Annotated in this window: 26 protein-coding genes; 13 read left to right on the top strand and 13 right to left on the bottom strand. The window is 64.6% G+C overall.

The window, feature by feature from the left end; genetic code table 11:
- Positions 1-9 precede the first annotated feature (9 nt).
- The 6 genes from HTS88_RS00520 to HTS88_RS00495 all read left to right on the top strand — a co-directional run bounded on the left by HTS88_RS00520 (position 10) and on the right by HTS88_RS00495 (position 7003).
- Positions 10-354 (top strand): hypothetical protein, encoded by a 345-nt coding sequence (locus tag HTS88_RS00520; protein ID WP_174174448.1) that lies wholly within the window; start codon positions 10-12, stop codon positions 352-354.
- A 32-nt stretch (positions 355-386) separates the two neighbouring features.
- Positions 387-659, top strand: coding sequence for a Sec-independent protein translocase subunit TatA (gene tatA / locus HTS88_RS00515; RefSeq protein ID WP_174174446.1), 273 nt, complete (start codon positions 387-389; stop codon positions 657-659).
- Between the two features lie 48 nt (positions 660-707).
- On the top strand, positions 708-1502 hold the full coding sequence (tatC, locus tag HTS88_RS00510; RefSeq protein ID WP_174174444.1) for a twin-arginine translocase subunit TatC: 795 nt from the start codon (positions 708-710) through the stop codon (positions 1500-1502).
- A 20-nt stretch (positions 1503-1522) separates the two neighbouring features.
- Positions 1523-4456, top strand: a complete 2934-nt coding sequence (locus tag HTS88_RS00505; protein WP_174174442.1) for a DEAD/DEAH box helicase — start codon at positions 1523-1525, stop codon at positions 4454-4456.
- A 53-nt stretch (positions 4457-4509) separates the two neighbouring features.
- Positions 4510-6165 (top strand): amidohydrolase, encoded by a 1656-nt coding sequence (locus tag HTS88_RS00500; protein ID WP_174174440.1) that lies wholly within the window; start codon positions 4510-4512, stop codon positions 6163-6165.
- A gap of 94 nt (positions 6166-6259) precedes the next feature.
- Positions 6260-7003 carry a polyprenol monophosphomannose synthase gene (locus tag HTS88_RS00495; protein WP_174174438.1) on the top strand — a complete coding sequence of 248 codons (744 nt, stop codon included), beginning with the start codon at positions 6260-6262 and terminating at the stop codon, positions 7001-7003.
- A gap of 111 nt (positions 7004-7114) precedes the next feature.
- Here HTS88_RS00495 and HTS88_RS00490 read toward each other — a convergent pair whose 3' ends face one another.
- The 5 genes from HTS88_RS00490 to HTS88_RS00470 form a co-directional block, all read right to left on the bottom strand.
- Positions 7115-7462: an RNA polymerase-binding protein RbpA gene (locus tag HTS88_RS00490; protein ID WP_013600997.1), complete on the bottom strand. Its 348-nt coding sequence runs from the start codon at positions 7460-7462 to the stop codon at positions 7115-7117.
- A 251-nt stretch (positions 7463-7713) separates the two neighbouring features.
- Complete coding sequence (locus tag HTS88_RS00485; protein WP_066275863.1) at positions 7714-8655, bottom strand: SPFH domain-containing protein; 942 nt, start codon at positions 8653-8655, stop codon at positions 7714-7716.
- A 33-nt stretch (positions 8656-8688) separates the two neighbouring features.
- The gene (locus HTS88_RS00480; protein WP_174174436.1) at positions 8689-9153 is read right to left on the bottom strand and encodes an NfeD family protein; all 465 of its coding nucleotides are present in this window, start codon (positions 9151-9153) and stop codon (positions 8689-8691) included.
- A 124-nt stretch (positions 9154-9277) separates the two neighbouring features.
- The gene (locus HTS88_RS00475; RefSeq protein WP_174174434.1) at positions 9278-10162 is read right to left on the bottom strand and encodes a putative RNA methyltransferase; all 885 of its coding nucleotides are present in this window, start codon (positions 10160-10162) and stop codon (positions 9278-9280) included.
- 114 nt (positions 10163-10276) lie between these two features.
- The gene (locus HTS88_RS00470) at positions 10277-10951 is read right to left on the bottom strand and encodes a peptide deformylase (RefSeq protein ID WP_174174432.1); all 675 of its coding nucleotides are present in this window, start codon (positions 10949-10951) and stop codon (positions 10277-10279) included.
- 60 nt (positions 10952-11011) lie between these two features.
- On the opposite strand from HTS88_RS00470, the gene HTS88_RS00465 reads away from it, so the two are divergent.
- Complete coding sequence (locus tag HTS88_RS00465) at positions 11012-11434, top strand: nuclear transport factor 2 family protein (RefSeq protein ID WP_174174430.1); 423 nt, start codon at positions 11012-11014, stop codon at positions 11432-11434.
- Here HTS88_RS00465 and HTS88_RS00460 read toward each other — a convergent pair.
- The 4 genes from HTS88_RS00460 to HTS88_RS00445 form a co-directional block, all read right to left on the bottom strand.
- Positions 11431-12606 carry an FAD-dependent oxidoreductase gene (locus HTS88_RS00460; protein WP_174174428.1) on the bottom strand — a complete coding sequence of 392 codons (1176 nt, stop codon included), beginning with the start codon at positions 12604-12606 and terminating at the stop codon, positions 11431-11433. The genes HTS88_RS00465 and HTS88_RS00460 overlap by 4 nt on opposite strands.
- Before the next feature lies 1 nt (position 12607).
- Complete coding sequence (locus HTS88_RS00455; RefSeq protein ID WP_246255885.1) at positions 12608-13258, bottom strand: methyltransferase domain-containing protein; 651 nt, start codon at positions 13256-13258, stop codon at positions 12608-12610.
- 49 nt (positions 13259-13307) lie between these two features.
- On the bottom strand, positions 13308-14504 hold the full coding sequence (locus HTS88_RS00450; protein ID WP_174174424.1) for a type III polyketide synthase: 1197 nt from the start codon (positions 14502-14504) through the stop codon (positions 13308-13310).
- A gap of 459 nt (positions 14505-14963) precedes the next feature.
- Entirely contained in the window at positions 14964-16547 is a 1584-nt protein-coding gene (locus tag HTS88_RS00445) for an alpha/beta hydrolase (RefSeq protein ID WP_174174421.1), read from the bottom strand.
- A 202-nt stretch (positions 16548-16749) separates the two neighbouring features.
- Between HTS88_RS00445 and HTS88_RS00440 the strand changes: the two genes are divergently transcribed.
- Positions 16750-17796, top strand: coding sequence for a M12 family metallopeptidase (locus HTS88_RS00440; protein WP_251420103.1), 1047 nt, complete (start codon positions 16750-16752; stop codon positions 17794-17796).
- 383 nt (positions 17797-18179) lie between these two features.
- Here HTS88_RS00440 and HTS88_RS00435 read toward each other — a convergent pair whose 3' ends face one another.
- Positions 18180-18971 (bottom strand): AfsR/SARP family transcriptional regulator, encoded by a 792-nt coding sequence (locus HTS88_RS00435; protein WP_174174419.1) that lies wholly within the window; start codon positions 18969-18971, stop codon positions 18180-18182.
- A 446-nt stretch (positions 18972-19417) separates the two neighbouring features.
- On the opposite strand from HTS88_RS00435, the gene HTS88_RS00430 reads away from it, so the two are divergent.
- Positions 19418-20773 carry an alpha/beta fold hydrolase gene (locus HTS88_RS00430; protein ID WP_174174417.1) on the top strand — a complete coding sequence of 452 codons (1356 nt, stop codon included), beginning with the start codon at positions 19418-19420 and terminating at the stop codon, positions 20771-20773.
- A 39-nt stretch (positions 20774-20812) separates the two neighbouring features.
- Here the strand turns inward: HTS88_RS00430 and HTS88_RS00425 are convergent, their stop codons facing one another.
- Both HTS88_RS00425 and HTS88_RS00420 read right to left on the bottom strand, forming a co-directional pair.
- Positions 20813-20962, bottom strand: a complete 150-nt coding sequence (locus tag HTS88_RS00425) for a hypothetical protein (protein WP_174174415.1) — start codon at positions 20960-20962, stop codon at positions 20813-20815.
- A gap of 33 nt (positions 20963-20995) precedes the next feature.
- Complete coding sequence (locus HTS88_RS00420; RefSeq protein WP_174174413.1) at positions 20996-21469, bottom strand: VOC family protein; 474 nt, start codon at positions 21467-21469, stop codon at positions 20996-20998.
- Between the two features lie 73 nt (positions 21470-21542).
- On the opposite strand from HTS88_RS00420, the gene HTS88_RS00415 reads away from it, so the two are divergent.
- Both HTS88_RS00415 and HTS88_RS00410 read left to right on the top strand, forming a co-directional pair.
- Positions 21543-21944, top strand: coding sequence for a DUF3054 domain-containing protein (locus HTS88_RS00415; RefSeq protein ID WP_174174411.1), 402 nt, complete (start codon positions 21543-21545; stop codon positions 21942-21944).
- 108 nt (positions 21945-22052) lie between these two features.
- Positions 22053-22334: an Lrp/AsnC family transcriptional regulator gene (locus HTS88_RS00410; protein ID WP_013601017.1), complete on the top strand. Its 282-nt coding sequence runs from the start codon at positions 22053-22055 to the stop codon at positions 22332-22334.
- A gap of 11 nt (positions 22335-22345) precedes the next feature.
- Here the strand turns inward: HTS88_RS00410 and trpD are convergent, their stop codons facing one another.
- Positions 22346-23401 (bottom strand): anthranilate phosphoribosyltransferase, encoded by a 1056-nt coding sequence (gene trpD / locus HTS88_RS00405; protein WP_174174409.1) that lies wholly within the window; start codon positions 23399-23401, stop codon positions 22346-22348.
- Positions 23402-23550: 149 nt separating this feature from the next.
- Here trpD and ctaE point away from each other — a divergent pair, with 149 nt between their 5' ends.
- Positions 23551-24189, top strand: coding sequence for an aa3-type cytochrome oxidase subunit III (gene ctaE / locus HTS88_RS00400; RefSeq protein ID WP_216636661.1), 639 nt, complete (start codon positions 23551-23553; stop codon positions 24187-24189).
- 86 nt (positions 24190-24275) lie between these two features.
- Entirely contained in the window at positions 24276-25064 is a 789-nt protein-coding gene (gene qcrC / locus HTS88_RS00395) for a cytochrome bc1 complex diheme cytochrome c subunit (protein ID WP_174174407.1), read from the top strand.
- The last annotated feature ends 90 nt before the right edge of the window (positions 25065-25154 follow it).

Here is a 25154-nt window from a genome sequence, read left to right as displayed (position 1 = left end):
CTTCTCAGCATGCCTTGGTGGTCCTGGATCCTGATATGGGTGGCGCTCGTTGCGCTCTCACTGCTCTTCTATGTCCTGTTGGGCATTCGCCTGTTCCGCCAGTTCATGGCGACCGTCAAGGATTTGGGGGCCGCCGGCGAGAAGCTGGGACACCTGGGCCCCATGGATGTGCCGGACGATGCCGATCCGGCAACGCCGCCGCCGGGTGCGGCGGTTTTTGCCTCGCCCACGCTCATGCGACATGATTACGAGGCATCCAAGTCGTCCCGACGGGAAATGCGCCGCCTGCGACGAGTGCAGCGCAAGAAAGACCGGGGCCAGCCCCAGGCGCTCGGCGATCTCGACTTTACTTAGAAGTAAAATGAACTTAGACGAAAGGATTTCCCGTGGGAAGACTCTTTGATGGCCCCTGGCCCATCGTAATTATCATTGTTGTTGCTTTGCTTCTCTTTGCCGCACCGAAACTTCCGGCCATGGCACGCAGCCTTGGACAGTCCATGCGGATCATCAAGTCCGAGGTCAAGGAAATGAAGAACGACGGCAAGCCCGAGTCCACCGACCCTTCAGGCCCGGTGGAAGGAACCATCGTCAACCACCCCAAGGCGAAGCCAGGCGAGCCGACCGACGGCACTGACGTTCCGCCGTCGAACCGCGCCTGACCCCCAGTGGCACTGTCGCGGGCCCGTAAAGCCAACCCCGAGGGGCGGATGGCTCTTTGGGACCACCTCAAAGAGCTGAAAAACCGGCTGATCAAGTCGGCCATCGGCGTCGTCATTGGCGGCATCGGAGGATGGATACTTTACGATCCGCTGCTGAAAGCCCTGGCCGATCCGGTCAACCGCATCTCCCAGCAGACGGGCGGGCTTTCGGCCATCAACTTCGGGACCATCGCGTCCCCCTTCGACTTCAAACTCCAGATGTCGCTGCTGATTGGCGTGGTGATCTCCAGCCCGATCTGGATTTACCAGTTGTGGGCCTTCATCACGCCCGGACTCACGTCCAAGGAGCGCCGGTACACACTGGGGTACATGGCGGCTGCGGTCCCGCTGTTCCTTGCCGGCATCTGGGCAGGCTGGCTCGTGGTCCCGCAGGTGGTCAGGGCACTCACCCAGTTCACCCCGGACGGTTCGTCCAGCGTCATCGATGCGCGCACCTACATCGAGTTCGTCACCCGGATGGTCCTGGTGCTGGGCGTCGCCTTCCTGGTGCCGGTGGTGCTGGTGGGCATCAACATGGCCGGCATCATCTCGGGCCAGACCATCCTGAAGGCCTGGCGCATCACGGTGTTCCTGGTGTTCGTCCTTGCCGCGATTGCCGCCCCCGGGGCCGACGCCATTTCGATGTTCATGCTGGCGGGGCCGCTGCTGGTGCTGTTCTTTGCGGCAATCGGCATTTGCCTGATGAACGACAAGCGCCGGGCGCGCCGGGAGGCCAAGCGGGCAGCTGAAACAGACGCAACAGCAGACATCGCCACCCCGGGCAGTGAGCTGAAGAACCTCTAGGCGCCCGTTAGGCTTGGGGTATGTCCTCCAACACCGGGCCTTCTTCCTCTGGACCGTTCCCTCCCGGACGCACTGACTTCGAAGAGCTCTCCCCCGCAGAGCGGTACCAGGCCAGCGCCGAACGCAGGGCCGAAGCTGCGACGTACCTCGGAGCGTTCGTCCGCACACTCGACTTCGAGCTCGACGACTTCCAGCGGCAATCCTGCCGCTCCCTGCAGGAGGGCAGGGGAGTGCTGGTGGCGGCCCCCACGGGAGCCGGGAAAACGATCGTCGGGGAGTTCGCCATCTACCTCGCCCTGGAGCGTGGGCTCAAGGCGTTCTACACCACTCCGATCAAGGCCCTCAGCAACCAGAAGTTCACTGAGCTTGCCGAGAAGTACGGCGCCGGGAATGTAGGGCTGCTCACCGGCGACACAAGCATCAACGGTGACGCTCCCGTCGTCGTGATGACCACGGAAGTCCTCCGGAACATGCTGTACGCGGACTCGGCAACCCTTGACGACCTGGGCTATGTGGTGATGGATGAGGTCCACTACCTCGCCGACCGCTTCCGCGGCGCCGTCTGGGAGGAAGTCATCATCCACCTCCCCAGCGAGGTGCAGGTGGTCTCACTCAGCGCCACCGTCTCCAACGCCGAGGAGTTCGGCGCGTGGCTGGACACCGTGCGCGGCGACACCGACATCATCGTCTCCGAGCACCGGCCGGTACCCCTGTGGCAGCACGTTATGGTGGGGCGGCAGGTCATGGATCTGTTTGCCGGCGAAACCACCTTCGATGAAATCGCCCCGCCCGTGGACGGCGACGGGACGCAGCCGGTCCCGTCTGCTGACGGCACCAAGGGGCGCGGCTTCGACGTCAATCCCGACCTGCTGAAGGTGGCGCGCAGCGAAATCCAGCAGAACTTCCGCAGCCGCCAGGGAGGACCGGGCGGACGCGGCCAGCGCGGAAGGCGCGGCAACGACCGGCCCGGCCGGGGCGGGGACGAACGGGGTGTGCGCCCGGCCAGCCGGCCGCAGGTCATCGCAAGCCTTGACCGCATGGACCTGCTGCCTGCTATCACCTTCATCTTTTCCAGGGCGGGCTGTGACGCTGCGGTGGCGCAGTGCGTGGGATCCGGGCTGTGGCTCACCACAGAGAGGGAACAGGGCATCATCGCCCAGCGCGTTGATGAGGCCGGGCAGGACATTCCGCCCGATGACCTCGACGTCCTGGGCTTCTGGACCTGGCGTGACGGCCTGATCCGCGGCTTCGCAGCACACCACGCCGGCATGCTCCCCACCTTCAAGGAAGTGGTGGAGAAGCTCTTCGCTGATGGCTTGGTCAAGGCGGTTTTCGCCACGGAAACGCTGGCACTGGGCGTCAACATGCCTGCCCGTTCCGTGGTGCTCGAAAAGCTGGACAAGTTCAACGGCGAAGCCCACGTGGACATCACGGCCGGCGAGTACACTCAGCTGACCGGCCGTGCCGGCCGCCGCGGCATCGACGTGGAGGGCCACGCCGTGGTGCTGTGGCAGCCGGGAACGGATCCGACGGCGGTCGCCGGCCTTGCGTCGCGGCGCACCTACCCGCTGAACTCGAGTTTCCGGCCCACCTACAACATGAGCATCAACCTCCTGGCACAGTTTGGCCGGGCAAGGGCCCGCGAGATCCTTGAGTCCTCCTTTGCCCAGTTCCAGGCTGACCGGTCCGTGGTGGGATTGGCGCGGCAGGTGCGCAGCCGGGAGGAATCGCTTGCCGGGTACGCAAAGTCCATGACCTGCCATCTGGGTGACTTCACCGAGTACGCACGGCTGCGCAGGGAATTGTCCGACGCCGAAAACGCCGGCTCCCGCACCAAGTCCCGCGTCCGGAAATCGCTCAGTGACGACTCCCTTGCCCGGCTGTTGCCGGGTGACGTGGTGGACGTTCCCGGCGGCAGGGCACCGGGTCCGGCTATTGTGCTCAGTTCAGACCACACCAGCCGGGAGCCGCGGCCCGCCGTCCTGACGCTGGACAACCAGCTGCGCAGGATCGGGACCGACGATCTGGAGGGACCCATCGCTCCGGTGACGCGCATCCGCATTCCCAAATCCTTCAACGCCAAAGTGCCCAAGTCCCGCCGGGACCTGGCCTCCTCGGCCCGGAATGCACTGCGCGAAAACCGGCCGCCCGCGCCGGGCAATAACCGCAACAACGACTTTGGCCTCGCCACCGCACTGCCCAACCAGGAAAAGCGTATTGCGGACCTCCGCCGCGCGCTCCGTGCCCACCCATGCCATGGCTGCAGCGAACGCGAAGACCATGCCCGCTGGTCCGAGCGCTGGTGGAAGCTCCGCCGCGAGACAGACGGGCTGGTGCGGCAGATCCAGGGCAGGACCAACACCATAGCCAAGACCTTCGACCGCGTCTGTGATGTCCTTTCCACCTACGGGTACCTTGAACAGGCAGCGGACGGGCAGCTCTCCATCAGCCCTGACGGGCAGCGTCTCCGGCGGATTTATGGTGAGAAGGACCTGCTGATTTCCCAGTCGCTGCGGCTTGGCGCGTTTGACGACCTGGACGCCGTGGAGGTCGCGGCCCTCGCCAGCGTGCTGGTGTACCAGGCGAAACGCGAAGACCGCGGGCTGCGCCCACGGATGCCCAGCATTTCGCTGGAGACGTCGGTGGATATTGTCGTCCGTGAGTGGTCCGCACTTGAGGATGTTGAAGAGGACAAGAAGCTGCCGCTGACCGGCGAACCTGAACTGGGGCTTGTCTGGCCTGTGTACAAGTGGGCCAAGGGCCGGCACCTGCAGGACGTCCTCAGCGGCACGGACCTGGCCGCAGGTGACTTTGTCCGCTGGGTCAAGCAGGTTGTGGACCTGCTGGACCAGCTCGCCAAGATCCCCGGGCTGGATCCGCGCCTGGCCAGGCTCTGTGCCGAGGCCATATCCCTGATCCGCCGCGGTGTCGTGGCGTATTCCTCCGTCCTCTGACCAGCAACGCCGGCTGCCCGCCGGCGCGCCCAACGCCAGGAGCACTGCCCCGTATGTTCCAGCCTGAACCGCTGCCCGCCCAGCGCGCAAAAACAGTCCTTTACCGGAACGGCTCCGTCTACACCGCCGCCGACCCCTTTGCCACGGCAATGGTGGTGGACGGCGGCACCGTGGCCTGGGTGGGATCCGAGCAGGCAGCCACCTCCATCGCGGACAGCTCCATGGAAATCATCGATCTCCGCGGCGCCCTCGTTACCCCAGGGTTCGTGGACTCGCACATCCACCTGACGGAGACGGGTATTGCACTGGACTCCCTCCGGCTGGGCGGAATCCGGTCAGCCACGGAACTGCTCGACGCCGTGGCAGCTGCCCCCGGAGACGGCCCGGTCCTGGGCCACGGCTGGGACGAAACCGCCTGGCCCGACAGCAGCCTGCCCACCGCCGCGGAACTCGAGCGGGCATCAGCGGGACGGCCGGTGTACCTGTCCCGGGTGGACGTACACTCCGCCCTGATTTCCGGGTCACTCGCCGCTGCGGCCGGGGTCAGTCAGTTGGACGGGTTCGACGGCGGCGCCAGAGTCCGCCGGGCCGCGCACACGGCCGCCCGGCAGGCAACCCGTCGCCAGCCCGAAGAAGTGTTGAAGCGGCACCAGGCGCGGGCACTGTCCGAAGCGGCAGCCAACGGCTACGTGGCGGTGGCCGAAATGGGCGCACCGCATATCGGCGGTGCCGAGGACCTGCGGCTTGCAGGGGCCTGGAACAGCGGTGCGTCCGGAACCGCGGGGGTCCCCGAGGTCCTGCCCTACTGGGGGGAACTGGCGTCCTCGGAGGAGCATGCCCGCAGCCTCCTGGACCAGTTTGGTTTCGCGGTGCGGGGACTCGCCGGCGACCTGAACATCGACGGTTCCGTGGGCTCCCGGACGGCTGCCCTGCGGTCCGGGTACAGCGATGCTCCTGGCGAGCAGGGCCACCTTTATCTCAGCGTGGAAGAGGCCGCGGCGCATCTGGCGGCCTGCTCGCTTGCCGGAGTCCAGGGCGGTTTCCACGTGATTGGCGACGCCGGGCTGGACGCCGCGCTGGCCGCGCTGGAACTGGCCGCCAAGGAAGTCGGGGAGCAGCGGGTGCGCGCTGCCGGCCACCGCTTTGAACACGTGGAGATGGTTGACTCGGCCGCCGTCGGGGTGTTGTCCCGATATGCCGTAACGGTCAGTGCCCAGCCGTCGTTTGACGCCGCCTGGGGAGGCCCGGGAGGGCTCTATGAGACGAGGCTGGGGGAGCGCAGCCGGTCCATGAACCCGTTCGCCACCCTCTACGCAGCCGGGGTGCCCGTCTGCTTCGGCAGTGACAGCCCCGTGACGCCGCTGCGCCCCTGGTCCAGCGTGAGGGCGTGCCTGGAGCACCACAACGAGGATGAGCGGATCTCGGCCCGTGCCGCCTTCCTGGGCCACACGCGTGCGGGCTGGCGGGCGGCGAAGTACCCCGACCCGATGGCCGGCCAACTGGTCCCGGGGGCCCCCGCGAGTTTCGCTGTGTGGGAGGTTGAGGAACTGATGGTCCAGGTCGCCGACGGGCGGGTTCAGTCCTGGAGCACCGACCCGCGGGCGCGAACGCCGCTGCTGCCTGCCCTGGATACCGGCAGTGATCCGGTGTGCCTGCAGACTGTCCGCAACGGCGTCGAACTTTACGCAAGCCCGGCGCTGCGGTCCTGACCGGAGCGCTGCCGTCCTATAATTGATAGTTGCGCCCACCGCCGATCCGTTCGCAGCCGGGCGCACTGACCATTTCCCCCAGGAAAGGCCCCCTGTGCGAGTCCTCACCATCATTCCCACCTACAACGAACTGGAATCGCTGCCCAAGACCCTTGAGCGGCTTCGCGCGGCAGTTCCTGCGTCGGACGTCCTGGTGGTGGATGACAACAGCCCTGACGGCACCGGCCAGCTCGCGGACCGTTTCGCCGCTGAGGATTCCCAGGTTCATGTCCTGCACCGGAAGGGCAAGGAAGGGCTCGGAGCCGCGTACATTGCCGGCTTCAGGTGGGGCCTGGACGCCGGATATGACGTGCTGGTGGAGATGGACGCGGACGGTTCCCACCAGCCGGAGCAGCTTCCCCAGCTCCTGGAAGCCGTGGAGCAGGGCGCTGACCTTGCCATGGGTTCCCGCTGGGTTCCCGGCGGGAAGGTCGTGAACTGGCCGCTGTACCGCCAGGCCATTTCCCGGGTGGGCAGCACCTACGCCCGCCTCATGCTGGGGCTGAACATCAAAGATGTCACCGGCGGGTACCGCGCGTTCCGCAGGACAACGCTGGAGAAGCTCAACCTGGACCAGGTGGATTCCGTCGGCTACGGCTTCCAGGTGGACCTCGCCTTCCGGGTGGCCCGGATGGGACTCCGCATCGAAGAACGGCCCATCACTTTTGTTGAGCGGGAACTTGGAGCCTCCAAGATGAGCGGCAACATCGTGGTGGAGGCCATGATCAACGTCACCAAGTGGGGCCTGCAGGCACGCTGGAACACGCTGACCCGCAAGAAGGCATCCGGCCGCTCCTAGGGCTACAGCACCGCCGCCACGGCGGATGGCTCAACCAACGGAAAAGGGAGCCGCCCCGCACGAAAGTGCAGGGGCGGCTCCCTTTTCCGTCAGAGCAACAGTCCGGAACCTCTAGGCGGAGCGGCGCTCTCCGCGGCGTTCGCGCAGGATGGTCAGCCGGTCTTCGAGGATCTGCTCAAGCTCGGGCAGCGAGCGGCGTTCCAGGAGCATGTCCCAGTGGGTACGGACAGCTTTGTCGTTGCTGGTGTCGGGCCGTTCGCCATCAACCAGGAGCGCTTCCTTGCCGGTCTTGGAAACCCAGACAGGGGGAATTTCCGCTTCTGAGGAGAAGGTGACGAAGACCTGCTCGCCGTCCTCGCACCGGTACTCAACACGCTGGCGCGGAGCCGGCTCTACTCCGGACTCGGTTTCCATGCTCTGTGCACCAAGGCGCATGCCCCGCAGGCTGCGATCGCTCATGATTTCTCCCTCTGGTCGGTTCGCGGTGTACAACACCGCGCTAGCCGGTGGCGGCGAAGCGCCGCCGGACTACTGTGCTGCATCTCTAGATTCAACGCATCGCGAAGCTTTGTTGTTCCAGCGGATCTGCTCCGGCCGGACAAATACACAATTATACCGGCATCCCGGTGGAACAGCCAAAAGGAGGGACCCGCCCTGAAGCGGATCCCTCCCTCAAGGCCGGCCAGGATGCTGAATCCGGGTGCCGGGTTCTACGGTTCGGACGGCTTGGCCCCGACTTCGTCAAACAGGCCGCCTGCGGATTCAGGGGTAGTCCCGCCCAGTGCGTTGCCGATTCCCTTGAGTGCCTCGCCGACCTCGCTGGGAATGATCCACAGCTTGTTCGAGGAGCCCTCCGCCAGCTTGGGCAGTGTCTGCAGGTACTGGTAGGCCAGCAGTTTCTGGTCCGGATTGCCCTTGTGGATGGCGTCGAACACCTTCTGGATGGCCTGCGCTTCGCCGTCAGCACGGAGGATTGCCGCTTTGGCGTCACCTTCAGCCGCAAGGATCGAGGCCTGGCGCTGGCCCTCAGCGGTCAGGATGGCTGACTGCTTGGTTCCCTCGGCAGTAAGGATGGCCGCGCGCCGGTCGCGCTCGGCGCGCATCTGCTTCTCCATCGAATCCTGGATGGAGTGGGGCGGATCGATGGCCTTCAGCTCCACACGGGAAACCCGGATTCCCCACCGACCGGTGGCCTCGTCCAGGACGCCGCGGAGCTGGCCGTTGATCTGGTCGCGGGAGGTGAGTGCCTCCTCCAGGTTCAGGCCGCCAACGACGTTGCGCAGGGTAGTGGTGGTCAGTTGCTCAACGGCCTGGATGTAGTTGGCAATCTCGTACGTGGCCGCGCGCGGATCAGTTACCTGGAAGTAGACCACGGTGTCGATGGAGACCACCAGGTTGTCCTCGGTGATGACGGGCTGCGGCGGGAATGACACCACTTGCTCACGAAGATCGAGCAGAGGCAGGAGCCGGTCAACGAAAGGTATCAGGATGGTCAGTCCCGGATTAAGCGTCCTCTGATATTTGCCCAGCCGCTCAACTACTCCCGCGCGGGCCTGCGGAATGATCCGGACCGCACGGACCAGAACGATAATCACAAACACGATCAGGACCACCAGCACTATGGCGAGTGCGGCTCCTCCTGCGTTATCCATACATCTCCTTTTTCCCCAATTGATCAGGCTGTATCAGGACTTGCCGTCGGCTTCCGATGCCGCCGAGACGACGGCAGTGGCGCCGTCTATCGCGGCTACGACTACTTTTTGTCCGGCGGGAAGGACCCCCGCCGCGGAGCGCGCACTCCAGATGTCCCCGCCGATTTTCACCAGGCCGCCGTCGGACGAGACGGGCTCCATCACTACTGCCTGCTCGCCGATCAGCCGGTCTACATTGGTCCGCTGCTCGGACGGCCCCTTCTTCAGGTGGGACAGGGCCACAGGCCGGACAAACGCAATCATGAGCAGGGAAACGACGCAGAAAACCACAATCTGCAGCCAGGGGTCCGCGCCGGCGAAATCCGCCACCATGGCGGCGAGGGTACCTCCACCAAGCATGATGAAAAAAAGGTCAAGCGTGATCATCTCGATCACTGCAAAAGCGAGGAAAGCCGAGAGCCACAGTGCCCACCAGTTTTCGCCCAACCATTCAAACATCGTGCTCCCCCTTCGCTACGGGAGGCCCCATCCAGGGCCGGCCAGTAACTGTCCTTCCATCGTAGTGCTGGCGTCCGCCTTATGGGGGGCGCTGCACTTGTGTGGGGGGATAGTGGCCAAGTCGTTACGCTGGCGGGGGCTCTGCGGGTCGGAAGACAGTGAGCCGGAACCTTGCCTCGGTGTGAATGGTCCCGGGCTCGTTCTCGAGCCGGCCTGCGATGGCACTGAGGTCGAGGTGGTGCCCTGCGGGTCCCATGAAGGCAAGGTCGGCTGCTTCCTTTCGTGTCAGCGATAAGGGAAATTCGATGTCGAGGGTTTCCGCGGCGGTGAAATGGGGGGCCATCGCCGCAGCCAGCCGGCTGTCCTTGCCTTCTTCAATACCGAGCATGCCCGTGATGCGGGCAATGGAGCCGAGGTGCCCGGAGCGTGGCGTGACCACCACCAGCCGGCCCGTTGGCCGCAGGACACGGGCGAACTCCGGGGCATTGCGCGGCGCGAATATGACCGTGATGGCGTCGACCGAATTGCCGGCCACCGGCAGCGGCTGCCACACGTCCCAGACCAGGTTCAATGCCTCGCTGTTGAGCCGGGCAGCGCGCCGGAGGGCGAACTTGGAGATGTCCATGCCCACGGCGGCTACGCTCCGGCCCGCTGCTGCCGCGTGGTCCAGCAGGACCCGCAGGTAATGTCCGGTTCCGGTTCCGGAGTCCAGGACGACGGCGGGTTTGCAGGTCAGGGAAGGTACGACGGCGGCCGCTACGGCTTCTGCGAGGGGCCGGTAGTGCCCGCCCGCCAGGAAGTTGAACCGGGCCTCCACCATCCCGGCGGTATCAGCCTCGAAGGCGGTGCCTTTGCCCACGAGCAGGTTGTAATAGCCCTGCCGGGCCGCATCGAAGCTGTGCCCGGAGCTGCAGCGAAGGCGGCTCTGTCCTGGGGCATCCGGCCCCACCCGCTCCAACGGCTGGGAACAAACAGGGCACAGCAGCGGGAGGTCCGCGGGGGAAGGCATAGCCACTATCTTAGGGCTGTCTACAGGGCTGCCCGGCGGGCAGAGGCAAGGGTGCTGCGCATGGCTGCCTTCGCCGTACCTGTGACAGCCATACCTGTGACAGCCATACCTTGATCAGGGGAGAATGACGGGTCCGTCGCCGAACCCAAGCCCCTCACGCGCCTTGCCGATTCCGGGCTCAGCCCAATGGGCGGCGTACTCGGCGTTGCTGCTGAGCGAGCGCAGCTGGGCGCGGTCAATGTAGAGAACGCCGTTCAGGTGGTCTGTCTCGTGCTGCACGATGCGGGCCTGCCAGCCTGAGAACTCCCTCTGTGCCGGTGAGCCATCCGGCACCTGGAAGTCCAGCAGGACTCTTTCCGGGCGTGAAACCACTGCCTGCAGTCCGTTCAGGGAGAGGCAACCCTCATAAAAGGACGCCAGCTCCGTGCCCAGCGGGGAGTACCGGGGGTTCAGGAGCGCCATGAACTCCAGGGGACTCCGCTTCCGCACCGCTGCCGCCTCGGGGTCGACGTCGTACTGGTCCTCAATGACGGCTATCTGGAGTGGTATGCCGAGCTGCGGCGCTGCCAGCCCCACGCCCGGAGCCTCATGCATCACCTGCCGCATGAGTTCGATGAGCCGGTCCAGCTGGCCGGGAGACAGCTGCCCGTCAAAAGCGGCGGCGCGCCGGCGCAGGGCGGGATGCCCGGCCTGCACGATGGGCGGCAGCGTCCCCGCCGACAGGATCTGCTCCACAGTCTCCCTGATCTGTTCGTCGCTGAGGGTGGTCTCCGGCGGATTCTGGCTCATGGGGAAAAGCCTACTGGCGGTGTGCGGTCCTGCCCGCCGGCCTGGGCTAGTGTCTTTTCCATGGCTGAACACCCCTCCCTGAATACCCCCGCGCTCGACTGCGTCCTGGGATTCATCCGCGTCCTCGAAGCAGGCGGAGGATCCGCTGAGCTCCGGCCCTTCCTGGCGGAATCCTTCGTGCTGGTCGAAGCGCCGCACCTCCTGGCTCCGGAAGGTTCCACCCGGACGCTGGCCTCTGTCCTTGCCGGTGCCGACCAGAGTTCGGAGGTGGTGTCAGACCAGGAGTTCAGCATCAGGCGCACCACCTGTGAAGGCGGGAGGGTGGCGGTGGAGGCGGACTGGTCGGCGACAGTGCTGCTGGATCTGCCGTACTGGGACAGGGGAGAGACCATCCGAGCCAGGACGTCATCGGTCTTCGAGGTCAGGGACGGCAGGATTGTGAGCCAGGACAGCTACGACTGCTACTTCCGCGGTAGTTCCTAACGGGGGTGCCCTTCCGGCGCTCGTGGCTGCTGCATGGTGAAGCGCCTGGCCGTCCACCGGTTAAGTGCCGGAACCGATGCGGCGGTGCCAATGGCCAGGTTCCGCAGCTGCAGGAAGGGCGACGGCAGGGGACGGCCCAGCATCATGTTGATTTCGGACTGGCGCCTGGCGATGACGGCGGCCCGCCACTGCCGGGCCTCGAACTCCTTCAGTGCCTCTTCCACCGGCTCTCCTGCCAGGCCCTGGCGGATCAGGGGCGATAGGGCCCGGGCAGCCATCCAGCCAAGATTCATGCCCTGGCCGCCGATCGGGCTGATTTCGTGCGCAGCGTCCCCGATCAGCAGCGCCCGTCCCGCCACGGTGCGGCGGGCCAGGGCGGACCGCACGCTGAACGCGCTCAGCATGGTGTTGGTCTCCACGTCCGGCAGGATTCCCGTCCGCTGCAGCACCAGGCGGGCCAATCGGCGGGCGTCTGCCGCCTCCGCCGGCTTGCCGAGGCGCACCACCCACCGCCGCAGACCGGCCGGCAGCGGGAATGACTCAACGATTCCCCCGGATTCAAGGTACAGGACTGCCATCTGCCCGTGGTGTCCGGAGTCCGCAAAGTCGCCCATCAGGTAGTGGTCCGGATAGGCCTTGGTGCGGACGGGCACGCCAAGCACCTGGCGCATCCGCGATTTCGCGCCGTCGGCGGCGACCACATAGGACGCCGTGAGGTACCGCGGTCCCGTCCCTCCAGCGGAAGGTTCGACGACGACGGCGGCCCTTGCGCCGTCGTCGTGCAGTCCCGTAACCCTGACGCCCCTGACAATGGCCCCGCTGTCGAGGGCAAGGACGCGATCCTCCAAAAGCTGTTCTGTCCGGTGCTGGGGAAGGGCCAGTACGAACGGGAAGGCTGCGGATACGCCGTCGAAGGACATGCTCCCCACTGTTCGTCCGCCGCTGACCGCAAGGCCTGTACGGATCGGTACCCCCTCCTGCACCATGGCGGCGGCCAGCTGTACCTGGTCCAGAGCGTCGAGGGCGGGCGGGTGGATTCCGATGGCGCGGGTATGGATGTTCCGTTCCGTCCTCTGTTCGATGATGCGGACCGAGACTCCCTCCTGGAGGAGCGCAGCGGCCAGGTAAAGGCCCACCGGTCCGCCGCCAACGATCACCACGTCCGTAGCCATGTCAGTTCCCCTGGTATTCGAGGACCTGGTGGAAGGCGCTGCCGGTCCGGACCGCCCAGCCCGGGGGAGCGAGGGCCCTTAGTTCCGCGCGCGTATAGCTCCGGCGGATGGAGGTCAGCCCGTCCGCGCGGATGAAGGAGTGGCGGAAAGGAAGTGCTGCAGCACTGAACAGGGCGTAGGCGGCGGGGCTGCGGCGGAGATCGTTGTGGAGCGCTGCTTTCCGGGCAAGCGTTTCCGAGTGTGCCAGCAGCTCCTGGAGCTGGCCGGCATCAAGGTGGTGGAGGACATGGTTCGAGATCACAAAGTCGTACTGCCTGCCCTCCTGTACGAGGTCGGCACTGTGGGCCAGACGGAAACTGACGCCCGGAACGGCAGTCCTGCGGAGGGCGAAGGCGGCGGCACGGGGATCCGGATCAATGCCTGTGATGTGGAGTGCGAGCCGGTCGCGTGCGGCCCAGCGCGCCAGCATGCTGGCGAGGTCGCCGCCTCCCGACCCGATGTCCAGGAGCGTTCCCGGGCGGGAGGTGGCTGCAAGGAAGGGGCGCAGTTCACGAACGTACAGGCGCCGCCATCCGGACAGCACGCGGTTCACCAGGGCAAACTGCCTGTAGGTATTGTCCAGGGCCTCGGGGTCGCAGTCGGGCAGGTCCATGATCTCCGTGGCCCCGGCGTCGCGCTGCCGCAGCAGGAAGTCCACCTGGTCAGGCCACCGGAGCTTCCGCCGCCAGCCGCTCCTGCCCGTTGTGTTCTTCCGGTGCAGGGCGCGGGGCCTGCCGCAGTTTGGTGAACAGCGCTGTCTCCACCGTGAGCCCCGGACCGAACGCCATGGAGCAGATCCGTTCGTCTCCCGGCTCGGGCGCCTGTTCCAGGATGCGTTTGATGACAAACAGGACCGTGGCGCTGCTCATGTTCCCGTAGTTCCTGAGGATTTCACGGGCCGGGACCAGCTGTTCCTCCGTCAGGCCGAGCCGGGACTCGACCTTGTCCAGGATGCTCCGGCCGCCCGGGTGGATGGCCCAATGGCGGATGGCGGAGTAGGGGAGTGCCGCGAGTTGCGGCTCCCGGGCCAGGAGCGGCTGGAGCGCACCAACGATGTGGTCATCAATGATGTGCGGAACGTAATTGCCCAGGACCATCTCGAATCCGTTGTCGCCGATGTTCCATGCCATGGAGTCTTCACCGACGGGCGTGAGGACGGTTTCGAAATGATCCAGTTGCAGCAGGGCTTTGTCCTCCATGCCCGGCCTGGCTGTCACGACGGCGGCCGCGGCGCCGTCGGCGAACAGCGCCGATCCCATGATGGTGTCCGGATCGTTGGAGGTGCGCACGTGCAGCGAGCACAGCTCCGCGCAGACAACCAGGACCACCGCGTTGGGGTCGGCCTCGCAGAACGACTTGGCGGCGCGGAGGGCTGGAAAGGCCGCATAACACCCCATGAAGCCGAGGTGGTATCGCTGGACGGCAGGGTCCAGGCCGAGTTCCCGCACGATCTTGTAGTCGGGCCCGGGGTTGAAGAAACCCGTGCAGGAGACTGTCACCAGATGAGTTATGTCAAGTAAATCGAGTTCCGGGCAGGCCTCGACGGCGGCGCGGGCAGCGGCGACGAACAGTTTGGTGGCCTCCCGGCCGAAGATCTCGTTGCGCACTTTGGTGCTGGGATTCAGCAGCAGGCCGGTGGCGGCGTCGTAGAACTGCGGGTCCTCGGCCTGGAAATCGTTGGTCATTTCCTCAACGGCCGTAAACCGGGTGTCGATGGCCGCCGCATCGAAGCATGTGCCCACGAGTCGCGAACCGAGCCGGGTCAGTCCGGGCTGCGCCGCAAAAACGTCCCGGGCCTCGGACTGGATCAGCATCGTTTTCGGAACTGCAGTTTCAAGTGAACGCACGTAGACCGTCATTGGTTCATTCTTAGCGAGCTGCGGGATAAAGGCAACGGTGGTCGAGGCGCTGACCTGCGGACTTGTTGAGTGTTTCTCTGAGACGCCGGCGTGGCGGATCCGGCCGCTTCCGGGGCCACTAAGATAACGCCGATAATCCACATTATGTAAAGTAACACTTTGGCAGAGGTACGGGGCGGTCCGCCCCCGACCAGTTGACCTCCCCTGTTCCTGTGCCTTCCGGCCATCGACGGAACTCTCACATAACGTGACTTGGCCGAACGCATTCCAAAGGCGACCGCGCGCCGTCGTAATGTCTCCGGACTAATGAATGCCCACTGATCTTGCCGCAGGCAGTGTGTTCGCCCGAGCGCCCGTTCCGGACACAGCGGGTACAGCCAGGAGCGACACGCCTCCGAAAAAGTCTGCGGGGGACACGCCGCTCCCCCGCAGCCGCGTCTGCCGCGGGCTGGGATGGCCTCAGAGGACCAGCGTCCGCGGAGTCACGGTGAGGTTGATTCCAGCCTTGGCACCCAGAAGGTCCTTCGCAAAGTCCGGAACGCCGATATGCCCCCGCCAGCGGCCGGGAGTATCGTCCATGTCCCGCAACTGGTCCTTGTCCTCGGGATTCCAGTCGCGGACTGCTGTGGGAATGGCGCTGTTCCAGGCCGCCCATGCTTTGGGCAGCGGCCGGTCTTTGCCCGGAGGTTCGATGTCGACCACCAGGGTGTCCTGCCAGTCCTCGGTTTGCTCCAAATGGTCATCAAAGAAAAAGTGTCCTTCCTTTTCCCTGATGGACATCAACCGCAGCCTGAGCGCGTGGCGGAGCCGGGGCACTTCCCTCCCGCCGACCCGCGGCCGCGGTGCTTTCGAGGAAAGAAAAGTGGTCAGCAGCGGCAACGGCGAGTCGATCGGGTCCCCTTCCTTCCAATGCTCGATCTGGACGGGACAGAAGTGCGCGGCACTCTGTTCGTGGACCATTACCGGCAGCCCCCGAATGGCCAGGCCAACATCAAGCTGGAACTCGACCTCAGGCGGGGCCTCCTTGCCGACAGTGAACCCTGCCAGCTCAACTTCGATCTTGAGGTCGCCGAAGAGGAAGCGCTGGAGGTTCTGGTATCCCTCTTCCGAATTGACGATGCCGTAACGGCCGCTGTGGCTTCGGTGCACCACCGCCAGCGGCGCACCCTGGACCGCGGCATTGTCTATCTGGACCAGGCCGTCGCTTCGGGCTCCTACCGCTTTGGACGAAAGGCCCAAGGCGACGTCGTAGTCGCCGGGATTGGAGCCAACAAGGCAAAACAGTTCATCCAGCGGAAAACCGTCATCCGGCATCTGCGTTCCTACAAAAGCCTCCCGCGTCAGTCTCCGCCTGAGTGCGGGCGGGGTGAGGTACTCATACATCCTGTCCGGTCCAAAAATGTCTGCCCCTTGAACACCAAGGACGTCACGGATTTTCTCAAGCAGGCCAAAGCCGACGGCGAAGCGGATTCCGCCATGCGGTGTGGCATAGGTGAACACCCGTGCCACGTACCTTGCCCCGGCGGCCGGGTCGACCTTGCCCTCTGTGGCGGCAAGGGTTTCCGGTATAACGCGCTGCAACAGTGAGCGGCAGATCAGCCCTCCCATCGAATGGGCCACCAGGAAAACCTTGGGGGCACCGGTCTTCTCAAGGACGAGCTTGATGAGCTCAAAAAGATCCCGGGCGGCGTCTTCGAAGGAGAAGCTCTCCCCCTCCTCGCCGAAGGTGTCTGCGGAGTCATCGTAAAACCGGTGGATCCATACCGATGCCGGGTTCACCGAGCCGGAGTCCACGCTGTTCAAGAAGGCCCACTGGTCGCCGTGGACGGGGACTTCGTATTTGTGGTCGGTGACAAGCCGCAGCATCGGGGACTCGAACTGGTGGAACTTTGCCCGTCCGTTGCCGTCGGCACGGACATGGACCGAGCCCTGGCTGAACCCGTAAAACGGATCATCCACTGCATTGTTAATGGCAGAGCCTGTCCCGGCGAAACCGCGGACATAAATCACCGGAAGCCTGCCATCATCGCCGGGGAATCCCATGCCTCGTCCTTCCTGCACCAACGAATCCGGATCTTTCTGCCAAGAGAAGCTCCTGTTGTGGGCAGTGGACCACTGAAGGCGTTACCGCCGCGTTACCGCGCGGCCCGTTTTCTTCCACCAGCTGCAGGCAGCCCGCGATAACGCGGCCGTAACGGCACCGCAGTGTACTGGTCTGAAGTGACCAGCTTTCGAGGAGCCAGCCGTGGATGACCGAGTAGCCGTGAATGACCAGCCAGCTGGCCGCCACTGTGACGAAAAGCCCCAAACCCGTCCGGTTCTCCGTCCGGATCTGTCGACCCGCAGAGAGCGCCTCATCCGCCTGCTAAGGCTCAAATGGGTCAACGGCACCGTGCTGCACTACTGGTTCCTGGCCGCGCCTGCGCCACAAAAGGAAGCAGTCCGCACAGCCTTCAAGGAGTGGAAGGACCTGGGCATCGGCCTGGAGTTTTCCGAAGTGGCAGACCGCAGCGAAGCGGAAGTCCGGATCGCCTTTGACCAGGGCGACGGCTCATGGTCGTACGTCGGGCGGGACGTCCTGGGCATCAGCGCCAACGAGCCCACCATGAATTTTGGCTGGGATCTCACAGATGAATACGGCCGCACCACGGCACTTCACGAGATCGGCCACACCCTGGGCCTGCCGCACGAACACCAGAACCCCTTTTCCGGCATCGTCTGGGACGAAGCCAAGGTGTACGAATACTTCGGCGGCGCGCCCAACCACTGGCCGCCGGAGCAGACACTGCACAATGTGCTCCGCAAGATTGACACCAGCGAGGTCGACGGGTCGTCCTGGGACCCTGATTCGGTCATGGAGTATTGGTTCCCCGCCGGGTTGATCAAGGAACCTGCGCGATTCCAATCGGGGCTTAATCCGCCGGGCGGCCTGTCCAACGCGGATAAGGAATGGGTGCGGAAGTTCTTTCCCGCCCTGCACCCCACGCTGCCTGTTCTCCACCCGTTCCAATCGGTGCCGCTTTCCCTGGTTCCCGGCGGCCAGGCTGACTTTGCGCTGGAGCCCCAGGCCTCGCGCAAGTACGAGATAGGCACCTTCGGTGCAGCCGATACCGTGCTGGTCCTGTTCGAGGAAGTGCAGGGCGGGTTGCGCTTCGTCGCCGGGGACGATGACAGCGGAGAAGACCGGAACTCACGGGTATCCGCGAAGCTGTTCCAGGGCAGGCGGTACGTGGTGCGTGTCCGTCTGTACTGGGCCGGAGAGTCCGGACAGACCGCTGTCATGCACTGGTGACCGCCCCGGCCATTCTTGCGCCAAAATTTCGGAAACGCGGGCCAACTCCTGATTTTCCTCCAGCAAGATCAGAACACCTGAACAGACGTCCCGCCAGGGAAAACAAGTTTCGGGCGGCAATAGGATGGGCCCGGGCGTATGCCCTGGCCCTCCCAGGCATTGAACTCAACCCGGGGAGGCGTGACCGCGCGATGCAAGAGCACAGCTGGTCCGAGCCCGCTGGTGAGTCCGGTGCCGATCCGGAGCTCCCCTCGACAGGTTTGTTGATTATCCGCACCTGGCATGAACCGGGCCATCCCCAGGGCTTCAGGGCAAGAATTACCTACGGGCAGACAGCCGGCCGCGGCCAGCACACTGTTTCTACTGCCGACCCAGCGGAAGTTCTAAAAGTTGTTAAGCACTGGCTCGCCGCCCAGCCAGGGGTCACCGGCCGGAACTAGGCGCTCCTTCGCCACGCGCTCCCGGCGTTCAAGGACGGGGGCAAGGAGTTCCCTGACCGGCTCCGCGGGCAGCAGCCCCATGTCCTCCTGCAGTTGCTGCCGATACCGCTCATAGGCCCGCAACGCGGCCCCCGGATTGCCTCGCTGCAGTTCTGCCCGAATCAGGAGTCCGACGGCGTTCTCATAGAGCGGTTCGATGCCCACCGCCGCCTCTGCGGCTGCCCCTGCCGTTCCGTAGTCCCCCAATGTGAGCGACCTCGCGGCGATATCCGTGAAAATTTGCAGCCTGTCCTGCTGCAGGCGGCTTTGTTCAAACACCACCCAGTCTTCATACCAGCCGGGAAGCAGTGGTGCATCACGCAGCTCCCCAAGCAGGGAGGCGGCGCCTGCAACGGTGCCGGGCTGGCCCAGCGTTCGCGCATGTTCCCGGATCCGGTTCACATCGACCTCGACCCGGTCGCTCAGGGACAGCAACCTGCCCTCGTTGACGATCAGTCCCGGCACCTGCCGGGACGTCAGATGGACGCTGACCCGCAGGCTTTCCAGGGCTTTGGAATCCGGGTACTCGGGCCACAGCAGCCCTACGAGATAGCTCCGGAGACGTGGGCCCTTAATGGCCAGGGCCGCGATGAGCCTTTGCTGCCGTGTCGCGACGTGGACAACGACGCCGTCCTGGCGTAGGCGCCAGGACCCGAGCAGGTCCAGTTTCAATTCTCCATAGCCGTCGTCGTCCATGGGAACCTGATTTCGGTTCAGCTAAATGTGGTGGATCAGTAGAACTGAGGATCCTCATTTCGTTTGCCCTTGTCAATGCGTTCTGTCCCCTTTTTCCAAGGGGAGAGACCGCTATCGGTATGGCTTTACGAACAGCCAGCGCCGTGCGGCCCACCTCGGGACTTTTGGCTCTGCCTGCTGTGGCCACAAAGCCGCATGCTGGATGTCCGTGCAAGAGCATGGCATGACCCTGAAGCAGCGTGGCCAGGAGGCTGCAAGCAGTGCCCAGTACCGGATCGCCGACGCAACGGCCACCTCGGAAAGGCTCCTCCGGGCCTCCCGGCAAGATTATGTCCGGCAGGTATACCGGGCCGGCCATCGCTGTGACCCTGGCTGGAGGATGGGGGCTCCTCTCCGGGTGGTTGATGCCTCGGGGCCCGTTGACAACAGCGGAAGCACTGGCAACCATGGCTGTCAGCCTGTTCGTGGGCGTTTCTGCGGGAGCACTGATGCGGTCGCGCTGGGCGACGCTCTTTTCACCTGCCGTCTCCGTCGCCGTGTTTGAAGCAACCCGCATGGGTGTTGATGGACCAACCGTGGACAGTGTCCAGACCAGCCCTTACGGCCTTCTTGCCTTCATCGTAGGACGCGGTTTCCACGCCCTTCTCGGCCTCACGCCCATGATTCTCGGCGCGGCCCTTGGCGCCGCACTTATGCGGTCCGGTCAGCACTCCCCCGGCCGCCACGCAGCACTTTGGCGCGGAATTCGGAGAACTGCTGCCGTAGCCGTCGGCCTGGCGCTCCTAGCGTTGGCTGCCGTGATTGCCCGGCCGGCATCGACCGCCCCTTTGGTGGGCCCTGACGGCCAACCGCTGGCCGGAAGCATTGCAGAGCTTAGCTCTGTGCGGGCCGGGGACAAGGACCTGGGCCTGATGCTGCGCGGCGCCAGTACGCGTAATCCGGTCCTGCTGTTCCTGGCCGGCGGCCCTGGTGGATCCGAATTCGGCGCCATGCGCAACCATCTCCCTGCCTTGGAAGAAATCTTTGTTGTGGCCACGCTTGACCAGCGCGGCACCGGCACGTCCTACCCGGACCTTGACCCAACCTCCACCCTTAGCCTGGAGGGATACATCGAGGACACGCTTACGGTGACCAATTACCTGCGGGATCGGTTTGGCCAGGAACGCATATATCTCATGGGCCAGTCCGGCGGAACCATCCACGGCGTCATTGCCGTACAGCGGGCCCCGGAACTGTACCGCGCGTTCATTGGGGTGGGTCAAATGGTCAGTCCCCTCGAGACCGACCGGATTTTCTATGAGGACACCCTTGACTGGGCGAAAAAGACCAACAGCCAGGAACTGGCCCGTCAGTTGGAGGACATCGGTCCCCCGCCCTACGGGAGGATGCTCGACTACGAAACCGCACTGTCCCATGAATATGCTGTCTACCCCTACGACCACACCGGCAATTCGGAAGGTGAGGGCGGGTTCTCCGAGAACTTCCTCGTCCCCGAATACACCTTTACCGACCAGGTACATCTGCTCGGCGCGTTCATGGACACCTTCGCGGTCCTCTACCCGCAACTCCAGGACACCGACTTCCGGAAAACAGCTGTCTCGCTGGATATCCCTGTCTTTTTCGTCCAGGGCGCGCATGAGGCGCGCGGCCGGGTTGAGCCATTCCGCGAATGGGTATCGGTTCTCGCTGCGCCCGGCGTAGAGGTGGTGGAATTTGGGAAATCGGGGCACCGGCCGCTGTTCGAGGAGCCCGGCAAGTTCGTCGCTTACATGCGGGACACTGTTCTTGCCGGCACCGCATAACGAGTTTCTGCCCGGGCAGGCGGAACGCAGCCGGGCGGGTCAGCGCTTGGATCCTATTCCGGCCCCTACCAGCGCTCCGACGCCAAGACCTAGCGCAAAACCGAGAAACGGGCTGTCGAAGACAGCCAGCCCAAGGGTGATGCCCACGGCGGCGCCAAGCAGGGAGCAGATCCAGAGCGGCTTGTTCACAGGGCTCCCCTTGTCATCGCCGCACCGGCGGCGTCAGCCGTCATAGGCCCTCTGGAGCTCCGCGATGTCCAGCTTCCCCATACCCAGCATGGCCTGCATCGCCCGCTGCGAGCCGTGCGGGTCGGGGCCGGCGATCAAGGACGGCAGGATCGACGGAACAATTTGCCATGACACTCCAAAGCGGTCCTTCAACCAGCCGCACTGGCTTTCGGAGCCGCCGTCGGTAAGTGCTTCCCAGTACCGGTCCACCGCGGACTGGTCCTCGCAGTCCACCACGAAGGAGACAGCTTCCGTGAAGCTGGAGCCCCGCGCACCGTTCAGCGCAGTGAATCCGCGGCCTTCTAGTTCAAAGTCGACGGCGATAGCCTCACCTGCCACACCCGATCCGCCCTCCCCGAAGCGCGAAACGTTCAGGATTTTCGAATCGTCGAAGACCGAAGTGTAGAACTGTGCCGCTTCTTCCGCCTGGTTCTCGAACCAGAGGCAGGTACCGATTTTCCGTGGCATACGTGGCTCCCTTCCGGCTCGAGCCTAGTGCCGCATTCCACACCGCACAACGGCTGGCATTAGGCTCGAATCCATGAGTCCCCGCGCTGTTAAAGCTCCAAAGCCGCCCACCATGCCCCTGCTGCTCGGTGCCGCAGCAGCCGACGTCGTCCTGATCCTGGTGTTCGCAGCTGTGGGACGCGACGCACACCAGCGCGGCGACATTCTGGCCGGCGTCCTGCAGACGGCCTGGCCGTTCCTCGCGGGCGCGGCCCTGGGGTGGCTGGTGGCAAGGGCATGGCGGGACCCGTTGTCGGTGCGCCGGGCCGGGCTTGCCGTGTGGCTCGGCAGCGTGGCGGGCGGGATGACCCTGAGGGCCGTGACGGGGCAAACCGTAGTGCTCCCGTTCGTCATCGTTGCTTTGCTCAGCCTTGGAGTCTTGCTGGTTGGCTATCGTCTGCTGCTTGCAGGCGCGAGGCGACGCCGCCGTACGTAAGCGGCCGGACGCGGTGTGCTCCAGCAGCACCCCGGTGCTGATGTAATAGGCTGGCAGCAGAAGCCGGCCGGGCACTGCCACGGCGCAACAGATCCGAAAGGGTTCAACGTGATCACCGCATTCGTCCTGATCAAGACCGACGCTGCCCGCATCCCCGAGACGGCCGAGGAGATCTCGGCGATCGAGGGCATCAGCGAGGTATATTCCGTCACCGGCGAATGGGACCTCATTGCCGTCGCCCGCGTGCACCGGCACGAGGACCTGGCCGATGTCATTGCAGACCGGCTCTCGAAAGTGCCGGCAGTCGTCCACACCACGACGCATATTGCTTTTCGCGCCTACTCCCAGCATGACCTGGACGCGGCGTTTTCCCTGGGCTTCGAGCAGTAGGCAAGCCGCCCTCAGCGGGCGGTAAGGGAAACCCATTTCTCCAGGACAGCTGCGGCGGCGCCGGAATCAATCGATTCGGCTGCACGGACAAAGGCCGTCCTCATCCGGTCCAGGAAGGGCCCGTCGGCGTTTTCGTCGAAGGCCACCAGTCCAGCGGCAGCGTTAAGCAAAACGGCATCACGGGCGGGGCCTTCCTTGCCCGCAAGGACGTCCCGGACAACCGCCGCGTTCACTTCCGCGTTGCCGCCGCGAAGTTGCTCCACCGTTGCCAGGCTGATGCCAAGGTCCTGCGGCGAAAATGTCATTTCGCTCACAGCCCCGTTCCGAATCTCCCAGACGGTGGACGGCCCGGTGGTGGTGAGCTCATCGAGGCCGTCATTGCCCCGGAAAACCAGTCCCCTGCTCCCCCGCTGCGCCAGGACGCCCGCCACCAGCGGCGCCATCCTGGCGTTGGCGACGCCGACAGCTGAGGCCTGCACCTTGGCCGGGTTCGTGAGGGGGCCCAGGAAGTTGAACGCCGTGGGAACAGCCAGTTCCCGCCTGGGGACCGCGGTGTGGCGGAACGACGGATGGAACACCTGCGCAAAGCAGAAGGTGATCCCCGCCTCCTCGGCGTTGCGGGCAACCTCATCAATGGTCAGGTCCAACCGGACACCCAAGGCCTCCAGCACGTCGGCAGAACCGGACGACGACGACGCCGCACGGTTGCCGTGCTTGACGACCTTGGCGCCGGCGCCGGCAGCGACCAGGGCCGCCATCGTGGAGATGTTCACCGTGTTCAACTGGTCTCCGCCGGTGCCGACGATGTCGAGTTTTTCGCCCGAAATGCTGATGGGGTTTGCGTGGGCAAGCATGGCATCCACCAGGCCGGAGAGCTCCTCCACCGTCTCACCCTTGGCGCTGAGGGCGACAAGGAATCCCGCGATCTGCGCCGGCGTGGCCTCCCCGGACATGATGGTGTCCATCGCCCACGACGTATTGTCGGCAGTGAGATCTGTCCGGCTGATCAGTGCCGAGATCAGGCGGGGCCAAGAGTTGCCGGTCGGTGCGGAAGCCTGTGAAGTCACCTCCTGATGCTATCGAGCGTTGGCGCGGACTGACCAATATGAACCCCTGCGGGAACTTTTCCGCGCGAATTCGCGTCTTTGTAGAAAAAGTCCCCCGAAAAGGGCGGTTTGCGTTGGGCAGCACGGACTTTTACAGACATAATGTCTATGTGACATCTGCGACCCATGCCCCCAGTACCCCGGCGCACCCCACGCTGAACCGCCCCAACATGGTTTCCGTTGGAACCGTTGTGTGGCTGTCGAGTGAGTTGATGTTCTTTGCCGGTCTCTTCGCCATGTACTTCACACTGCGCTCCACAAGCGCACAGATGTGGGCGGACGAGACAGCCAAGCTCAACTTCCCCTTCGCGCTTGCCAACACGATTGTCCTCGTGGCCAGTTCGTTTACCTGCCAGATGGGCGTCTTCGCCGCCGAGCGCCTGCAGCCGCGAAGGACCGGGGGTGTGTTCCAGTTCGCCCGCTGGGGAATGAACGAATGGTTCACCCTGACCTTCCTCATGGGTGCCTTCTTCGTCGCCGGGCAGGCCACCGAGTACGCGATGCTGGTCTCTGAGCACGTATCGCTCTCCTCCAACGCCTACGGCTCCGCCTTCTACATGACCACCGGCTTCCACGGCCTGCACGTCATTGGCGGGCTCGTTGCCTTCCTGCTCATCATGGGCCGGTCTTTTGCCGCGAAGAAGTTCGGGCATTTCGAAGCGACTTCGGCGATTGTCACTTCTTACTACTGGCACTTCGTGGATGTCGTGTGGATCGGCCTCTTCCTGGTCATCTACGTACTCAAGTAGCCAGCTTTGATTCTTTTTCTACAAGAGGCAGAATTTCAGGTAGCGGCTCCCGGAGCCGGCGCAGGATCGAATAAAGGAACCACCACGTGAAGGCACTCTCACAAAAGCGGCGTCACCCACTTGCAGCAATAGCGCTGCTCCTGATGGGGCTCCTCATCACGGGTGGGCTCTACGCCGTGGCTACCACCGTCAACGAGGCCAAGGCTTCCACCACCTCCTACAGCGCCGACGACGTTGAGGAGGGCGGCAAGCTCTTCGCCGCCAACTGCGCCACGTGCCACGGCATGGGTGCCAGCGGCACCGACGCGGGTCCGTCGCTTGTTGGTGTGGGAGCAGCCGCTGTTGACTTCCAGGTGGGCACCGGCCGCATGCCGATGCAGATGAACGGTCCCCAGGCGATGAAGAAACCTGTTCAGTTCAACGATGAGCAGACCAACCAGCTGTCAGCGTATGTCGCTTCCCTGGGCGCAGGCCCGGCGATTCCTGAAGAAAGCCTGCTTGACGAAGGCGGCGACGCCGCAGCCGGTGGCGAGCTCTTCCGCGTGAACTGCGCCATGTGCCACAACGCTGCCGCTGCCGGTGGCGCCCTGACCCGAGGTAAGTTCGCACCCGCCCTCGCAGATGTATCGGGTAAGCACATCTACGAGGCCATGGTGACGGGTCCCCAGAACATGCCCGTGTTCAGCGACTCCAACATCACTCCTGAAGACAAGCGCGACATCATCACCTTCCTGAAGCAGATCGAGACCACCGGTTCCCCGGGCGGTGCCGACCTTGGCTCCTTGGGGCCTGTGGCTGAAGGCCTGTTTGTCTGGGTCGCCGGCCTTGGCGTCATCATCGCTTTCACGATCTGGTTGACCTCCCGGACATCCTGACACCTGCGCCACCGCACACTTCTGCTGATCCGTCAGCAGCTTGATATTAGAAACTAACCCGGTATCCGCCGGGACGAGAGAAGGATGAGG

This window comes from Pseudarthrobacter oxydans (genome assembly GCF_013314975.1).
Taxonomy (GTDB): Bacteria; Actinomycetota; Actinomycetes; order Actinomycetales; family Micrococcaceae; genus Arthrobacter; species Arthrobacter oxydans.
Note: the sequence above shows the minus strand (reverse complement) of the source record. Positions and strands in the feature narration are given on the sequence as shown.

Bases quoted from the DNA above. Each gene is read 5' to 3' on its own strand.
- HTS88_RS00485 (WP_066275863.1), bottom strand. From the start codon at position 8,655: ATGGATAACGCAGGAGGAGCCGCACTCGCCATAGTGCTGGTGGTCCTG.
- tatC (WP_174174444.1), top strand. From the start codon at position 708: ATGGCTCTTTGGGACCACCTCAAAGAGCTGAAAAACCGGCTGATCAAG.
- HTS88_RS00430 (WP_174174417.1), top strand. From the start codon at position 19,418: ATGGCTGTCAGCCTGTTCGTGGGCGTTTCTGCGGGAGCACTGATGCGG.
- HTS88_RS00465 (WP_174174430.1), top strand. From the start codon at position 11,012: ATGGCTGAACACCCCTCCCTGAATACCCCCGCGCTCGACTGCGTCCTG.
- HTS88_RS00415 (WP_174174411.1), top strand. From the start codon at position 21,543: ATGAGTCCCCGCGCTGTTAAAGCTCCAAAGCCGCCCACCATGCCCCTG.
- HTS88_RS00520 (WP_174174448.1), top strand. From the start codon at position 10: ATGCCTTGGTGGTCCTGGATCCTGATATGGGTGGCGCTCGTTGCGCTC.
- HTS88_RS00445 (WP_174174421.1), bottom strand. From the start codon at position 16,547: ATGGGATTCCCCGGCGATGATGGCAGGCTTCCGGTGATTTATGTCCGC.
- HTS88_RS00475 (WP_174174434.1), bottom strand. From the start codon at position 10,162: ATGCCTTCCCCCGCGGACCTCCCGCTGCTGTGCCCTGTTTGTTCCCAG.
- HTS88_RS00435 (WP_174174419.1), bottom strand. From the start codon at position 18,971: ATGGACGACGACGGCTATGGAGAATTGAAACTGGACCTGCTCGGGTCC.
- HTS88_RS00490 (WP_013600997.1), bottom strand. From the start codon at position 7,462: ATGAGCGATCGCAGCCTGCGGGGCATGCGCCTTGGTGCACAGAGCATG.
- HTS88_RS00420 (WP_174174413.1), bottom strand. From the start codon at position 21,469: ATGCCACGGAAAATCGGTACCTGCCTCTGGTTCGAGAACCAGGCGGAA.
- HTS88_RS00455 (WP_246255885.1), bottom strand. From the start codon at position 13,258: ATGGACCTGCCCGACTGCGACCCCGAGGCCCTGGACAATACCTACAGG.
- HTS88_RS00460 (WP_174174428.1), bottom strand. From the start codon at position 12,606: ATGGCTACGGACGTGGTGATCGTTGGCGGCGGACCGGTGGGCCTTTAC.
- HTS88_RS00500 (WP_174174440.1), top strand. From the start codon at position 4,510: ATGTTCCAGCCTGAACCGCTGCCCGCCCAGCGCGCAAAAACAGTCCTT.
- HTS88_RS00470 (WP_174174432.1), bottom strand. From the start codon at position 10,951: ATGAGCCAGAATCCGCCGGAGACCACCCTCAGCGACGAACAGATCAGG.
- HTS88_RS00480 (WP_174174436.1), bottom strand. From the start codon at position 9,153: ATGTTTGAATGGTTGGGCGAAAACTGGTGGGCACTGTGGCTCTCGGCT.
- HTS88_RS00450 (WP_174174424.1), bottom strand. From the start codon at position 14,504: ATGACGGTCTACGTGCGTTCACTTGAAACTGCAGTTCCGAAAACGATG.
- HTS88_RS00505 (WP_174174442.1), top strand. From the start codon at position 1,523: ATGTCCTCCAACACCGGGCCTTCTTCCTCTGGACCGTTCCCTCCCGGA.